This window comes from Methanoculleus sp. SDB (assembly GCA_001412355.1).
GTDB lineage: Archaea > Halobacteriota > Methanomicrobia > Methanomicrobiales > Methanomicrobiaceae > LKUD01.
This window is the reverse complement of the sequence record LKUD01000028.1, coordinates 41,206-55,819: the sequence shown is the minus strand read 5'-3', so window position 1 is coordinate 55,819 and position 14,614 is coordinate 41,206. Positions and strand designations below refer to the sequence as shown.

Here is a 14,614-nt window from a genome sequence, read left to right as displayed (position 1 = left end):
AAGGAAGACGGTTCTCTTGTTGCATGGGGATGGGATGAATATGGCCAGTGCAGCGATGTCCCGGCAGGAACGGATTTTACACAGATTTCTGCAGGCTATTCTCACAGCTTTGCGATGAAGGGAGCTGCACCTTCGCCGGTTGCCTCCATAAAAGCCGAAAATTCCTGTTGTGAAGGATCCGATATCAGCTTCGATGCATCTGGTTCCTCCAACACACTATCTGATACCAGATATGAATGGGACTTTGGCGACGGAGGAACAGATTCCGGTATACTCGTTGATCACATGTATAAGGACAATGGCGAATATCGGATCACCCTGATAGTCACCAACCCTGACGGTCAGGCTGCTACTGCAACATCATCAGTTACCGTCTCAAATGTTGCACCTGTTATTATTTCAGTGTCAGTTCCCGGGTCGGTATCTGTTGATACAACTGTTTTGGCTTCGGCACTATTCTCAGATCCCGGCTTTGATACTCACGAAGCCTCGTGGGACTGGGGTGACCTGGCGGGAGGAGATATGACCGGCATCGTTGATGAAGGAACCGGGACTGTCTCAGGTTGTCATGTCTATACGAGAGAGGGAGATTGCGAGGTGAAACTGACGATAACTGATGATGATGGAGGGTCTGCAACCGAGTGTGTCATAATTACCGTAACGACGTCTGCACCACCACCCTCTACCCCTGAACCACCGGTAGTCCCTGAATTTCCAACTCTTTTTGTACCTTTTATGCTGATTTTAGGCCTTGCAGGAGTTGTTCTGCTGGAACGGCAGAAACACTAATTTTCAGACATTTTTCAGAGCTGGCCCTAACGGCGTCCCTCGACCCGCCCAGTTCAAAGATGGCATTTTGCTCTTTAATCTCCCTTCCAGCCTGATTTTCCTTTTACCCACTCCCAAAGCTTTAACCGAACGGGCAATACCCGATTACCGCATACCGCATCGGAAACCGGTTCGGCACGAACACGTATGACGTCACATGGCAGGCAAAGACCGGATTGAAACCTGAAACCGGCCTTTCAGGTACGGTGATCCGGGTCTGCCCATGTGGATACGGGTTATTGGCAGGGCGTCCTCAGGTCCAGAGATCGCGGCCGCGGTCCAGATCCGCGGGATCGAGCTCCATCAGCCGGTCCGGGTAGGTGGCGAAGAATGTCTGGTGATCGAGGCGATCTTCGCCGAACCTCACGATCCATGATTTGAGGATGTTTTTCGGTGCACAGATGGAGATCCTCCCTTCCCGGTATTTCTCCACCGCGTCAAGGAAGAATGCTTTCTCCTCGCGGGTCAGCCGGTCCCGGAAATGGCCGCCGGCATGGAGCAGCGCATTGACGTTTGCGGTGTACCGCGGTGCCGTGGCGAGTGCACGGGCGAGCTGCTCTCCGTAGCGCTCCATTAGCAGAGCGGGTGCGAGCCCGTCGTGATTTGCGACCGTTCTGCCCATCTCCCGTTCCTGTCTCTGATTATGTGCCAGGAGCAGCAGTTTGTTCTCCGAATGAAACCTGACAAGGGCACCCACGCTCCCCGATGCCCGCACCGTCCGGAACTCCGAAAAGGTGTAGAGCCTCGTGAGGAAATGATCCCGGATACGCATGTTCCGGAGCCTGCCTTCGTCCTCGACGGGCATTCCGGGGAACCTCTTGAGCACAGAACGGGCAAAGAACCCGTCCGTTTTGCCGATGCTGGCCCCCTTGTCCGTTTCCGCATAGACCCTTACCTCTTTCATCCCGCAGGAGGGAGACTTGTTCTTGAGGATGAATCCGTCGATATGGGGAAGCGTGTCGAGGAACGACTCGGCAAAACGGGCCATCTCGTCCGAAACGTCCCGTCCGGTTGCAGGCTGCACAAGGTACTGTGCCCCGCCTTTCCGGACAATGCGAATGGGATCACGCGGCACGCCGAGCCCTATCTCCACCTCCGGGCAGACCGGGATGAAGTCGACGAACTCCTTCAGCCGGTCCACGATATGGCTCCTGATCATGTCGCCGTTACAGCGACAGTGATCGAATTCGATACACCTGCTCACCACCGCAGTCGGGGTAACAAATTTCCTCGCCATGGCTTTCCTCTCCCTGTTTCTTAACGAGACGAAGTGACGACACGATCGTTACTAAGACTATTGAACGATTTGCCCGCCCTCATCGTATGGGGACCACAAACAGTGGTGGACACTTCGTTACTATTATACCACCGGAAGGGCAACATTAATCCGCACCTTTTTCACGTGCCGAGATAGTCTAGCCCGGGAAGGCGGGGGCCTCGAAAGCCTCTGGTGCTTGGCACCACGGGAGTTCAAATCTCCCTCTCGGCGTTTTAATGAAATTGAATACGGAATAGAGAGAAACTTCAGTCTTTCAAATGTTTATCCTTTCGCCGGGAAATTCAACGTATCGGATCTGTTACAGGTGAATGCCGACTACGGAGCGTATCAAGAGCCCGACGGCAAAGGAGAGTGCGGCGAAACTTATGCTGATCGCGGCCATTTCCACGAATCGTTTTGTGAAACTGAGGTCTTTGGAGACGGAAAGGTAAAAGGTAAAGACCGTGATGATGCCGAGCGCGATGGCAACCGTCATCAGCAGCGCCAGAACATACGATTGCACGAGCAGAAACGGAAGCACCAGCAGGATCACGGTCAGCACATACGCGCTCCCCGTGTAAAATGAAGCCCGAAGGGGGTCACGCGATCCTTCATCCGCCTTCTCGGAGAGATACGCCGATGCAGCCATCGAAAAAGAGGCTGCCACTCCCGTAATAAGCCCTGCAACGGCAATGATCCGGGTGTTCTGGAGCGCAAAGGAGAGGGCCGCAAGCGTGCCGGTCAGTTCCACCCGTGCGTCGTTCAGGTCAAGCACCACTGAACCGGCATAGCGCAGGCGGTCTTCGTCAAGGAGATCAAGAAGGGAGCGTTCGTGGGCCTCCTCATCCTCCCGGATGCTTCGTGTTTCGGGAATGACAGATTCCAAATCGGTATACAGTCGCTGCGCTCTTTTTTCCCCGTTTTCCATCAGTTTCAGGGCAAAAGTCAGCCCGAACAGGCGGGCAATCAGGGAATACAGCAGCACTTTAACGCGGTCGGGGCGGATGTCCCTGCCAGACTGCCGCATGCCGCTGCTCTTTCGCTGCTATCGCCTCGAGCACCTGCCGGTTGTGCGGGTTGCTGCTGGATGCCGCAAGGTGCGTGTAAATGCGGTTATTTCATTTTCCTGCAGGGAAAGAAGGCGTTCCATAACTCCAGCATCGGTCCGATCCATGAGCGCACCTTTGTTCATTCAACCATGTGAAGAGAGGCTTAAAGACTGTTGTGGCGGGATCCCCGTCCGGACAATAGGGGAAAAACTTTTCCGGTTCCGGAATCGAAGCACTCCTTATGAAACTGACCGAGAGGACTGCTGTCCCGGAGAGAGTCGGGCCCGACCAGTCTGTCAAGAGCCCCGGGAAGATCCCGCACCGCTGGATGAACGGGAGCGACACCCCATTCCGGTTATTCGTCGTCACGGTGCCGCTGCCGACACGCGAGATAAAACCGCTGTGATTACCATGGTCATCGAATCCGCCCCGAAGGCAATCGGTATCGTCTATGCTCTGCTTGCCGTTGTCGTCCTCGCCTCCCTCTGGTATTCCGGACGATTCTCCCGGCGTCGTGCCGCAAGTTTTCTTCTCGTCTCCGCCGCACTCGGATTTCTGATCTTCTCACCCGTTTTCCCTTATATGCTGCAGCTCCTTATCCTCCGGAATACCGGAGCGCTCGGCGTTCCGCTGCCCGCAGCGGCTGGCGGACTGCTTTTCTTCATCATCATCACCCTGCTCTGCGGGCGGATCATCTGCGGACATATCTGCCCGGTCGGGGCCGTGCAGGAGCTGATGTACCTGATCCCCCTCCCCCAAAACGGCCGGACTCTCACACCGCAGTCGATGGTCGTCCGCTTCGGGGCCTTCATCGTCATCCTCATAACCGGCGTGGGGTTCTCCGCAAACATCCTCGTCGCCCTCGGAATGAAGGATTTCTTCTATCTCACCCCGACGGGCGCGGGCTTCGTCATCTTCCTCGCGATCGTCCTGCTTTCGGCCACCGTGTACCGGCCGTTTTGCCGGTTCGTCTGCCCGTACGGTCTGTTGCTGGCCCTCGCCGCCGCACGGAGCCGGTGGAAGATCCGGCGGACGGATGCCTGCATCCGGTGCGGGAAGTGCGAGCGGGCCTGCCCCGTCAATGTCGCGGCAGAAGGCAACAGCCGTGCGGAGTGCTACCTGTGCGGCCGCTGCATGGAGGTCTGTCCCGTAGAGGGGGCGCTCGTGTACGGCCGCGAACCCTGACCAGCGAGCATAAAGCAGGGGGTGCCCACACGGTGAGAGATGACAGGGTACCGGGCCTGCCCGGACCCGCTGCGGCTGCGAGGGAATGAGCGGCGGGAGAAAAGCGCGTGATCGCCTCTCGTCAGATGCCGGCATCCCAAAGACTTCGCCATCGTAATATCCCGTGTGCTCTCACCGGGAGTGCATGACATTCCAGAAGAGAAGAACGCACGGGGCTCCGTGAGAGACCGTTTACGTCAGGGAACCGGCTGTGGATCAGGAGTCATTATCCGGGGTGACAAACCGATAATGCCCGTTCGGGATCGTCATCTCAAAGCAGGCGCCCGTTCCTTCGGTACCGGTCTCCCGGATTGTAATACCCGTAATTCCCAGGATATCCCGTGACAGGAAAAGCCCAAATCCGGTATTTTTTCCGAAATTCCGAGAGAAAATGCGGCCTTTAATATCGGCGGGCACGCCCACTCCGTCATCCTCGAAAAGCAGCCGGCCGTCCTCGCCGCTGGTAGTAAACGATACCGTAAAGCGGGTCACCTGTTCGCCATGCCGCAGGGAATTGTCCATTAAATTGAAAAAAACACGCTCAAGGAGCGGATCCGCATACACCTCAAGACCGTCCGCTGAGAGCTCAAGGGGGACATCGGCCGACGGCAGCTGCTCCCATGCCGTGCGCATGACGGTTTCGATGTGCTGCCACCGGGGAGCGGCTATGCCGATTTCCTCGTACATCCGGGTGAACATGATCTGCCGGGATACCGTATCGACGCATTCCATAACACGGTTGATCGAGGGGACGATCGCAGCATTCCCGGCAACCGATTCCCGTATCAGCTCAATATACCAGCGTATTGCCGTTATCTGGTTAAGGATATCATGCCGGGTGATGCCGGAGAGTATGCTGAGTTTTTTGTTTGCTTCCTGCAAAGCATCGAAAAATCGTTGTCTTTCGGTTATATCGAGGAGCGAGACGACATATCGTTCTGTGCCGGGGATGTGAGCAACGGTCACAGAGCAGTAAAGCTGATCGCCGCCCCGGCGCACAAACTGCATCTCGTAATTACGGGGGGCGTCTCGCGGATCGGCCTGCCTGCGCTGATGATAGGACCGGACCCGATCCCGATCTACCGCAGCCACGCAATCGGTCATTTTCATGCCCGTCATTGAATCCTGCGGATAATCGAGCAGTAAAGAAAATTCATGGTTGGCAAGGAGGATTCTGCCGTTATCCCCGACAATGGCGGTGGCTGCCCCGGTATTGTCAAATATCGTACGGTACAGTGCCTCACTTTCCCGGATCACCTGCTGGGTGTTGCGTTCTTCCGTGACATCAATGGCAATGCCCCGTATCCCGAGGATCTCAGTGCCATTCCGGATCGAGCTGGCGTGAATGACTACCGGAAACCTTTTTCCGCTTTTCGTAAGCGCCGTATATTCTCTTACCACCATATGGTCCCGATACACGTGTACAAGATTTTCCCGCACCCGATCGCGATCCTGTGGCACGATCAGATCCAGCATGCCAATACCCTCCGTTAATGCCTCTACAGGGTAGCCGTATGTTTCAAATGCCGCCAGATTAGCAAAGGTGATGCGCCCTTCCGTATCCGCCTCAAAAACAGGAAGCGGAAGAAGTTCCGTCAGCTCACGAAACCGCCGTTCGCTCTGTCGCAGTGCCAGCTCAATCGCCTTTTTTTCACTGATATCCGTCAGTGACATGACGGCGATGCCATCCGCGAGCATGGCAGCCGAAAGCAGAACATACATCACCCGGTCGTTTCGCCCGATGCGGATTTCCCTGCCGCTTACCGACGTATTCCGCTGTACTTCTTCTAAAAATGCCGTGCGTTCGGCAGTGTCCGGCCAGAGATACGCCAGGGAACACTGATTGGATCGGTCAGCACACCCGGCCACCATATCGGCGCAGATGCGGTTCGCGTCAAGTATCTCACCGGTAGTGACGTTCACAAGAAGGGTGCAGTCGGCGGAATTATTGAATATGGAGTGATATTTCATCTCGTTTTGCTGCAGGTCAGAGGCCAGCGACGAAACAATGACCCCGATAATCACATACACATAAAACTGCATGATACCCGCAATGAGATCGGGATCCGGATACGTCAGCAGGCCGAGAAGAGCAAGATAGCCAAGACCGGTGATGGTGGCAATCAGGGCGCCGCGACGAGGGTACCGGAACGCAAGAATAACAACCGGAAAATAACACAGGTGGGTGAGAACAACGGTAAGGCCGCCTGAGATCTGATGGAGGGCCACTTCGGAGAGGAGGATACTGAACAGCATGGATCCCACCAGCATGTAGCGAAGCCATTCCTGTTTCACCCGTAATCCTCCGGCACGATCCCTTGAGGCGTATGAGGAAATAAAAATTATTAATTATGCACGAAAAATACGAGAATTACTAAACTCATTCGGTCCCGCTTCACCGGATGAGGGGATCTGCCGTTCTTATCAAGAAGATCGGGCGGGGTGCTCCGGGTCCCGCCGCACCTCCGGGGAAGGCGGCGGTCAGGATTCTTTTCCGCTCTCCCGTGCCTCTGCAACCCGATATTCGTTCCCGGGAAACTATGGTGCTTTCGGATCCCGGCTGCCGACTACCCCTTGTTGGTCAAGAACAGGCTGAGTGACATCCCCGTAATCAATGCGACGAGCGCCTCCGAACGGAAATAATCCATCGAAAGCAGCGTTTCACCGGGTATGCCTCCCCAGAAATGTCCGAGTATCAGGGAGAAGATAAATCCGAGAATGCAGACGATGGCCAAATGCCTGACGCCGGTGCGGTAATCGGCGTACCTGATTCTGATGAAGATAAGAGCGGCAAGAATAAAGATCAGGAAAAATGACAGTCCCGCTTCGGCGGTGGCTGCTGCGATCGTCCTGGAAGAAAAAATCCCGAACTCCGCGATCACCAGGTACAGAATCACCATGCCGAGCGAATTTTCCCGGGTGAGATATTTCAACCGGTATGCGGCGGCGACAAGGGATGATGCTTCTGCCATGCCCGTACCGGGGGTGGCTGGCGTACCTGCCGCCTCCCCGCCGGGTATCGGTGGAGATTCTGGTACCAGCCTTTCCTGTTTGCGATGAGCCCATACGGCCGTTGCTGCCCGATACAGTGCGATTGAAACCGCGAATATGGCAATCAGCAGTCCCAGCGCACCAAAAAAAGCGACTTTCAGGGTGAACCCGGCTGCGAGACTCCTCCGGATAAAATCCAGCAGGAAGATGTGGGCAGAGATGGCGATTATCGCGAAAATGACGGTTTTTTTGGCGATCTCCAGGATGAGGGGGGTGACTTTCGAGAGAAGGACGGCACCGCCGTAGAGGAGCAGCAGCGTGATCAGGATAGCGATGAGATCGCCCGACCGGACGTGTGCCGGGAGGTTGAGGAGATACTCCATCCCCCAATCACGAACAAGCTGAAGAACCATTCTGCATCCGACCTGATACAGGAAACCCTGGGGAACCAAAAGGGATTAAGATATCTTCCACCATTGTTTACCGCCGAGAACCGGGACCCGGCCGGATTCAGGATATTCTCCGGTTCATCGGGGATGCTCCGGGTCCGATCGTACCAGGGATCAAACACGGTGATGGATTATCATAATACGGATCAGGCTCCAACGCTGAAATCAGTACGTGAACCCGAAACATCCTGTTCCGGGACGGAAAGGAGTGGCGATGGCGGGCGCACAATCCATCACGAGACAAAACCATGATGAAACCACCGGACGGAGAAGATAATTGTGTCAGCAGCAAAGCTCGGTGACGTTGCCTCCACGTCGCTCGTAACCCTGTACTGCCATGCAGTGGAGACGCAGTCTGAAAACCCGATTCTTTCCGATCCGAGGGCCGTTTTCATCGCCGGGGAGCTGGACGGGCGGCTCGCCGGATCGGACGACCGCCTGCACCGGGATCTCGTCGGCCGCTCGCTCGATCCCCGGCTTGTGGTGCACATCAGCCTCCGTGCGAAACGGTACGATGATTTTGTTCGGGAATTCCTCGCGAAATCGCCTGCAGGCGTCGTCGTCAACATCGGCTGCGGGCTCGACTCCCGGTTCCTGAGGACCGATAACGGGCAGGCGATCTTCTACGACCTCGATCTCCCTGAGGTAATTGCGCTCAAAGCGGAGTTCTTCGACGAAACCGACAGATACCGCTTCATCGCGTCGTCGGTCCTTGACGAGGGCTGGTTCGACCGCGTGAAGGCACATGACGGCCCGTTCCTGTTCGTTGCCGAGGGAGTCTTCATGTACCTGGACGCGGATGACGTAAAGGCGCTCTTCGTGAAGCTTGTGAAAGAGTTCCCCGGGTCCGAACTCGTCTGTGAAGTCTTCAATTCGCTGTGGCTGCGGGAGCCGATGCACGCGATGATGCGGGTCAAGATGCGGCGGGAGCTTCATCTCGGGCCGGACGCCGACTTTCGGTTCGGAATCCGCACAAGCCGGGAGCCGGAAGACTGGAATCCCAAAATCCGGTTCGTAGACGATTGGTCGTACTTCGACTCGGACGAACCGAAACTCGGATGGCTCAGGATCTTCCGGCATACGGAATTTTTACGGAAGATTCAGTGGACGGTCCGTTACCGGCTTGGCTAATGCGGATGCCTTCCGGGACCCGAAAACCCCGGGACATGATGCAGAAAGATGCCCGTTACCGGGAAGACTAATAACTCCCGTGGGTGATAGTCTGCCGGTGTTAGTGTGCACACGGAATCTGTTCCCCTGAAACATTCCGACGGCACGGGCATTGTCATTCCGGCAGGCCCGGTGAATCTTGTCGCGGTTATCGCCGCACACGGTATGGTCGGCTGCGGAGCGTTCGACATCGAAGCGCTCGGGAAATACCGGTACCCGGCAGCCCGTGTCCGGCCAACCCGGGGGCCGCTGATCGAATCGGTCGCTGATCTCCTCGCGGCGGAGGTGAAGGAGGCGAACGAGGCTGCCCGTGCCCTCGGCATCCGCCCGGAAATGAGCGGGAAGGATGCCCTCGACCTGTTGTCGTAGGGCTGATCGGCAGGAGTTCACATGAAACCGGAGGACCTCTTACCCGTTCTCACCTTCTCGGGTGCGGAGAAGCAGCTTGCCCGGAAGTTCGGTATCCCCGCCGATGCGATGATTCCCCTGTTTTTCTCATTCCGGTTCGGCGGGGGCTGGTGTTACGGGACAGAAGCCATCCGGACGATCTCCGTCGTGAAGCGAACGACCGTCTACGATGAAACAGCCCGGACGGGATTTTCCCGGGAAGAGATTTTTCTCTTCCTGAATCCCGTGTGCACTGCCCGGGAGGGAAACGTCCTGCGCCTGGAAAAGTGCGGTGAGGAAAAGACGCGCCTTCTCGTCGAGAGGCCGTTTTGGATACGGATACGCGCCGACAGGATACTGAAAGCAACGGTGAACCCTGTTGTGCGGGAGATCGCAACGGAAGAACTGGCCGTGCATGAGATGGATTTCGAGGGCTCCACTGCCGCGAACGCCGCTCATGAGCTTGAACACCTCGCCGACCGGGCAATTTCCGGAGTACACCTCTGGGAATTTCATTTCACATGAAATGCGGCACACCCCCGGATCCCGTTGCGGCATACAGGCGGCACACACTGATGGCGGAAGTAATATATTCTATGTTTTATAATAACGTGCTGCGGCGAATATCCCTAAAGGGGGAATTTGGGCTGCATAATCAGTGTGGAGAAGAGGGAGATCCGGTCCGGCACGGCAGTTCTCGGGAGCGGTGCAACTCTCCCCCTTCTTCATACCGGCGAGGTAAAGCGTATGGATTACGTGAAGGAAATTCCGGCAGGAAAACGGTGGGCGATCGCAACCCGTTCGGCCACAGCATTTCCATTCGTCTATGACAAGGCATTCCGTGAACTTGCCGGAGAGGAAATGTCCGGAGCAATCGACAGGATCGAGCGCCGGATATGGAAGGAAGCAGGAGAAGAACAGGCGGCAATAGCACGGGAGCTCGGGTGCCCGCGGAATAACGCCGCCAACGTAGCGTATACATTCAGCGCCCTCTCAACAGTCATTCTCGGTCCTGATCTGCAGGGATACGTAGAGGAAGGAGAGGGGGATACGGCTCGGATGATCACCACAAGCTGCCCGATGGAAAAAAACGGAAGAATCTTTCAGACCAATATGGAACAGGTCTGCAAGGACTGCTATACCTACACGGGCGCTGCCGTGAAGAGCCTGAATCCTGCCTACCGTGTCAGGTTTGAAAAGAGCATGTGTTCCGGCGATTCCGCGTGCGATATGTCCCTCGTGCCGCGGGAGCCCCGGTGACGGTACCACATATCAGGTGCGGGAAGAGGGAAGAGTATCCGCAACCCCGCTATCTACCGCCGGATCGACATACCTGCCGGTGTGATTGGTACTCCCTCACGCACCTGCAATAACCAGTGATTTTTTTTATTTCATTCCCGTATCTTCCCGAGCAGCCATGCCATATTCCGGCCGAGAATGCGCATCGTCCTGATGCCCTCCTCGTCCGTGTCGACGTCGCCGGGTTCAAGCCCGGTGCCGATGTTCCAGTAGGTCGAGCCGACGGTGATCATGCCCGAAATCCCGAAGAAATGGTTGATTGTATCGAAGACATGGATACCTCCCGCCCGGCGGACCGCGACAACTGCAGCACCTGCCTTCCGGGAGAAGGGGGAGTCGTTCGCCATCGCGACAAAACCGGCGCGATCGATGAGGGCCTTGGTCTCTGTCGAGACGTCGGCGAAATATGTCGGCGAACCGATAAGGATGCCATCCGCCTCTGCCATCTTTTCGATGCACTCATTCACGAAATCGGCATCAATCACGCAGCGCATATCCCTTGTCTCGAAGTACTTCCCGCACGCTGTGCAGCCGTGTACCGGCTTTCCGCCAATCTGCACAAGTTCCGTTCTGATCCCATCCCTCTCAAGCTCCGCAAGAACATACCGGAGCAGCCGTGCGGTGTTGCCGTCCTGCCGGGGGCTCCCGTTGAATGCGACCACCATCATACAGCTTTTCCATTTCCGCACCGGATGGTTTATACCTGCCGGGAAACCGGGAGCTGTTTTTCAGGAAAAAGGAGGGGCGGAGTGTCCGTCGGCTGTCTGCTCAGGAAAGGACGCGCTTCAGGCAATGGCGGTAATATCCCGGCGAAAAACATGGCATCATTCACCCTCCTCCGTTGCGGCGGGGAGCGTGAACCGTATCGCGACACCACGCGAGGGATCGCCTGAAATGCGGTCTTCCGCCCAGATTTTTCCTCCGTAACGAGAGACGAGCATCTGGGAAATGTGAAGGCCGAGGCCCCGTTTGCTGGATTTGCGGGCGACCGGATCAAAGCAGGTGAAGATTCGATGCTTATCCGCATCAAGAATCCCGGGGCCGGTGTCCTCCACAGATACACAGACGACGGAATCCCGCTGCTCTGTCCTGATGCAGATCTCCACCGCAGGACCCCCGAACTGAATACTGTTCGTAATCAGGTTGAAAAAGAGCTCAAAGAGCAACTCATCGGCGTATACAAAAAGCCCGGTTTTTTCCGCATCAATCCGCACGTCCGGAAACGCAGCGACCGCCTCCCTTATCCTGTCATCCAGCGAAATAACCCTGATCTTATCAGGCAACTCATTTATACGCCGGATAGTGGCGATATTATTGATTAGCTCGCTGCTCTGCCGGAGTGATTGCGCGATGATCTCCGCGAGCGAATCCGTCGGGCATCCGACATCATGTGCCGCCCGCACGTAGGCGAGCAGGGCATCGTTTGACCTGCGGATGCTTTTTTCAATGATATCAAGATACGAGCTTGTCTCTTCGTACGCCCGTTCGAGGGAGTCCTGGAGCATCCCCCGGAGAATCGTACCGCCAATCTCCTTCCCGATAGACTCAAGGGTTGCTTTCTCGTCCTCGGTAAAATGGTCGCTGGACCGGCGGGCGATATAGAGGGCACCTACAACAACCGAGTCGGTAATGAGGGGAATACCGGCAAGTGCATAGGCATCGACATCCTCCAGCATCCTCGACTCGATCAGGCCGGGAGGATACCCCGGGCAATTTTCTATATAGCGGGACTGGCCGGCTAAAAAGACGAGATTGTACGGCCAGTCCCTGATATTCACGGATTTCTCTTCACTGCAAAACATTTCGGGAAGCCCTTTCATGACGATCAGGTCGGCGGTCTTTCCATTCCGGTTTTTCAGGTATACACCGCCCGCATCGAAATCAAGCAGGAGAACGGTGTTTTCCAGGATGATTTCGAGCATCTCGTCTAGGTTTAAGGATGAATTGGCGAGCTGGATGATCTTATTGATCACTGTGATCTGGTTATTCCATGTGCGGATCTGCGCCTCCGCCTTCTTCCTGAGCGAGATATCGCGTATGATTGCCTGTGTCGCGGGCACACCGTCAAATTCTGAGGGCACGCTTGTGATCTCGCAATCGATGATTTTCCCGTCGCAACAGATGACCTGCAGTTCGGTTACCGGTCCCTTCCCCCCTTCATACCCCTCCCGGATCCGCTCGCGGGCGATCTCCCGGCATTCGGAAGTGATGTAGTCGAGAACGGGTCGCCCGATCAACTCCTCCGGATGGGAGGCCCCAAAGAGTACGACGGCAGCAGGATTTACGTAGGCAACAACCCAATTTGCATGGATTAACAGCGGATCAGGGAGATATTCGACAAAATGGCGGTATTGAGCCTCGCTCCGGATGAGCGACTCTTCGAGTTCGCGATGGAGTGTCAGGTCTCTCCCCGTAACCAGGCTGCGCTTTGTTCCGGGAATCAGGGTTGAGTTAATGAGAATATTATGAGTATCCCCTTTTTTATCGATGAACCGGACTTCATAGGTGCGGGGAAGCACATCGGGATCCTTCCGCCTGAGATCGTGGTTGTGCATCACAAACGTCCGATCGCCGGGATGGATGAATTCCGCGAGCGTCGAGACGCCCTCGATCTCGTCGAGGCTGCATTCCATCAGCTGCGCAAACGTGGAATTGGCATAAAGAATCGTCGCATTCTTATCAAGGACGAATGCGATGTTCCCGGTCGTTTCGAAGATATTCCAGTAGGGATCTTCCGGAGTGAAGAAACGAGTACCCACTCCAGCCACATTTTCGATTCGTTCGCCCCCTCCTGCCATCGCACCACCCGGCATCAGCTCACTTCCGCTTCACGCTGATGCCCGGATTGCAGAAAATTACTGATTACATGAAAATTCCTTTTCTGCACCTTAAATATATCCCATTGCGTTTTCCCTGCGATGAAACCGTAAAAGAAGCGAATCACCCCTCTTTTCGTGAGAGTTTCATTTCGGCAAACGGAATGATTTCATAATTCGCAATGCTCCCGTCCTGCGCATACCCGATGATCAGAAACAACTCGAGGTTTGTATGCTCGAGGGTTTTCGCCGCGATATTGCCCCCTTTTTGAACAAAACCAAGCGATGCCAGCTCTCCCATCAACAACCCGGAGTTGCCGCCGTACGTGGCGAAGAGGTTATCGATACGCTCTTTCATCTTCTTCTGGAGATCCCTGTTCACCGTCATGGGGAGACATTCATGAGGTATTCATATGAAGATTATGCTCCCGCCCGGAGGCGGCTACAGCAAGCCGCACAGGGGCCGGATCAGGTCCTCATCCTCGTGCCCGGGATCATTTATCCGTTCAGAGACAGGATACCCCTCCATGCGGTCCGACGGGCAGGGGGCAAGGATCTCATCCAGAGGGAGGACGTCCGCCATCCCGGAAAGCCAGCGTTCCTCGTCGGTTCGCCGGAGAATTGCAGGCATCCGGTCGTGCACGGCCGATACGAGTGAATTTGCAGGGGTCGTTATGATGGTGTAGGTCCGGCGGGCGGCGCCGTCCTCGCCCGGCAGGACACTGTACACACCGGCAAATCCGAACAGATTTTCATTGCGAAGCCGGTAGTAGAAGGGAATGCGCCGCCTGCCCTCCGCTTTCCATTCGAAGAAACCGCTTGCCGGGACGATACACCGGCATCCGATAAATGCGCGACGAAATGACGGCAGTTTGGCAACCGTCTCTGCCCGGGCATTGATCAGGCGGCGCGGGTGTGCATCGTCACGGGCAGAGACGGGAACAAATCCCCAGGTCATGGCTGTACACCGGCGCTCGCCTGCCCCGCATATCACCGGCATTACCTGACCCGGCACCACATTGAACCGTGAACGAAGGCCCATCGCCGGGATATGCACCCTGAATCTCTTCCCGAAATCACCGTCAACTACGAGAGAATACCGTCCGCACATAGTGTTTCCCGAAAAAAGACGTTGGCGCCAGA

General features: G+C 56.0%; 13 protein-coding genes, 1 tRNA gene and 1 pseudogene. 7 read left to right on the top strand and 8 right to left on the bottom strand.

Annotated elements, in window-relative coordinates:
* Positions 1-1,081: 1,081 nt before the first annotated feature.
* A complete protein-coding gene (locus tag APR53_08545) occupies positions 1,082-2,065 on the bottom strand; it encodes a cytoplasmic protein (protein ID KQC05231.1) in 984 nt (327 codons plus the stop codon).
* A 167-nt stretch (positions 2,066-2,232) separates the two neighbouring features.
* Here APR53_08545 and APR53_08540 point away from each other — a divergent pair.
* Positions 2,233-2,317, top strand: a tRNA-Ser gene (locus APR53_08540).
* A gap of 88 nt (positions 2,318-2,405) precedes the next feature.
* Here APR53_08540 and APR53_08535 read toward each other — a convergent pair.
* Positions 2,406-3,278, bottom strand: a pseudogene (locus APR53_08535) (hypothetical protein).
* Between the two features lie 268 nt (positions 3,279-3,546).
* On the opposite strand from APR53_08535, the gene APR53_08530 reads away from it, so the two are divergent.
* Positions 3,547-4,320 carry a 4Fe-4S ferredoxin gene (locus APR53_08530; GenBank protein ID KQC05234.1) on the top strand — a complete coding sequence of 258 codons (774 nt, stop codon included), beginning with the start codon at positions 3,547-3,549 and terminating at the stop codon, positions 4,318-4,320.
* A gap of 255 nt (positions 4,321-4,575) precedes the next feature.
* Here APR53_08530 and APR53_08525 read toward each other — a convergent pair whose 3' ends face one another.
* Both APR53_08525 and APR53_08520 read right to left on the bottom strand, forming a co-directional pair.
* Positions 4,576-6,630: a hypothetical protein gene (locus APR53_08525; GenBank protein KQC05230.1), complete on the bottom strand. Its 2,055-nt coding sequence runs from the start codon at positions 6,628-6,630 to the stop codon at positions 4,576-4,578.
* A 296-nt stretch (positions 6,631-6,926) separates the two neighbouring features.
* Positions 6,927-7,763 (bottom strand): hypothetical protein, encoded by an 837-nt coding sequence (locus APR53_08520; protein KQC05229.1) that lies wholly within the window; start codon positions 7,761-7,763, stop codon positions 6,927-6,929.
* Positions 7,764-7,826: 63 nt separating this feature from the next.
* Between APR53_08520 and APR53_08515 the strand changes: the two genes are divergently transcribed.
* From APR53_08515 to APR53_08495, 5 genes are all read left to right on the top strand, one after another.
* A complete protein-coding gene (locus tag APR53_08515; protein KQC05228.1) occupies positions 7,827-8,051 on the top strand; it encodes a hypothetical protein in 225 nt (74 codons plus the stop codon).
* Positions 8,052-8,078: 27 nt separating this feature from the next.
* Positions 8,079-8,930, top strand: a complete 852-nt coding sequence (locus tag APR53_08510; GenBank protein ID KQC05227.1) for a hypothetical protein — start codon at positions 8,079-8,081, stop codon at positions 8,928-8,930.
* Positions 8,931-9,035: 105 nt separating this feature from the next.
* A complete protein-coding gene (locus APR53_08505; protein KQC05226.1) occupies positions 9,036-9,338 on the top strand; it encodes a hypothetical protein in 303 nt (100 codons plus the stop codon).
* 21 nt (positions 9,339-9,359) lie between these two features.
* Entirely contained in the window at positions 9,360-9,881 is a 522-nt protein-coding gene (locus APR53_08500) for a hypothetical protein (protein ID KQC05225.1), read from the top strand.
* A 135-nt stretch (positions 9,882-10,016) separates the two neighbouring features.
* Positions 10,017-10,616, top strand: coding sequence for a hypothetical protein (locus APR53_08495; protein ID KQC05224.1), 600 nt, complete (start codon positions 10,017-10,019; stop codon positions 10,614-10,616).
* Positions 10,617-10,747: 131 nt separating this feature from the next.
* Here the strand turns inward: APR53_08495 and APR53_08490 are convergent, their stop codons facing one another.
* The 4 genes from APR53_08490 to APR53_08475 all read right to left on the bottom strand — a co-directional run bounded on the left by APR53_08490 (position 10,748) and on the right by APR53_08475 (position 14,582).
* Entirely contained in the window at positions 10,748-11,323 is a 576-nt protein-coding gene (locus APR53_08490; protein ID KQC05223.1) for an FMN reductase, read from the bottom strand.
* Between the two features lie 156 nt (positions 11,324-11,479).
* Positions 11,480-13,468 (bottom strand): hypothetical protein, encoded by a 1,989-nt coding sequence (locus APR53_08485; protein KQC05222.1) that lies wholly within the window; start codon positions 13,466-13,468, stop codon positions 11,480-11,482.
* A 127-nt stretch (positions 13,469-13,595) separates the two neighbouring features.
* Complete coding sequence (locus APR53_08480; GenBank protein ID KQC05221.1) at positions 13,596-13,859, bottom strand: hypothetical protein; 264 nt, start codon at positions 13,857-13,859, stop codon at positions 13,596-13,598.
* Positions 13,860-13,913: 54 nt separating this feature from the next.
* Positions 13,914-14,582, bottom strand: a complete 669-nt coding sequence (locus APR53_08475; GenBank protein ID KQC05220.1) for a hypothetical protein — start codon at positions 14,580-14,582, stop codon at positions 13,914-13,916.
* Between the last annotated feature and the right edge of the window lie 32 nt (positions 14,583-14,614).

What these genes read in the sequence shown, in the direction of transcription:
- APR53_08545 (KQC05231.1), bottom strand. Translation starts at nt 2,065, where the DNA reads ATGGCGAGGAAATTTGTTACCCCGACTGCGGTGGTGAGCAGGTGTATC.
- APR53_08530 (KQC05234.1), top strand. Translation starts at nt 3,547, where the DNA reads ATGGTCATCGAATCCGCCCCGAAGGCAATCGGTATCGTCTATGCTCTG.
- APR53_08525 (KQC05230.1), bottom strand. Translation starts at nt 6,630, where the DNA reads ATGCTGGTGGGATCCATGCTGTTCAGTATCCTCCTCTCCGAAGTGGCC.
- APR53_08520 (KQC05229.1), bottom strand. Translation starts at nt 7,763, where the DNA reads ATGGTTCTTCAGCTTGTTCGTGATTGGGGGATGGAGTATCTCCTCAAC.
- APR53_08500 (KQC05225.1), top strand. Translation starts at nt 9,360, where the DNA reads ATGAAACCGGAGGACCTCTTACCCGTTCTCACCTTCTCGGGTGCGGAG.
- APR53_08490 (KQC05223.1), bottom strand. Translation starts at nt 11,323, where the DNA reads ATGATGGTGGTCGCATTCAACGGGAGCCCCCGGCAGGACGGCAACACC.
- APR53_08485 (KQC05222.1), bottom strand. Translation starts at nt 13,468, where the DNA reads ATGCCGGGTGGTGCGATGGCAGGAGGGGGCGAACGAATCGAAAATGTG.
- APR53_08480 (KQC05221.1), bottom strand. Translation starts at nt 13,859, where the DNA reads ATGACGGTGAACAGGGATCTCCAGAAGAAGATGAAAGAGCGTATCGAT.
- APR53_08475 (KQC05220.1), bottom strand. Translation starts at nt 14,582, where the DNA reads ATGTGCGGACGGTATTCTCTCGTAGTTGACGGTGATTTCGGGAAGAGA.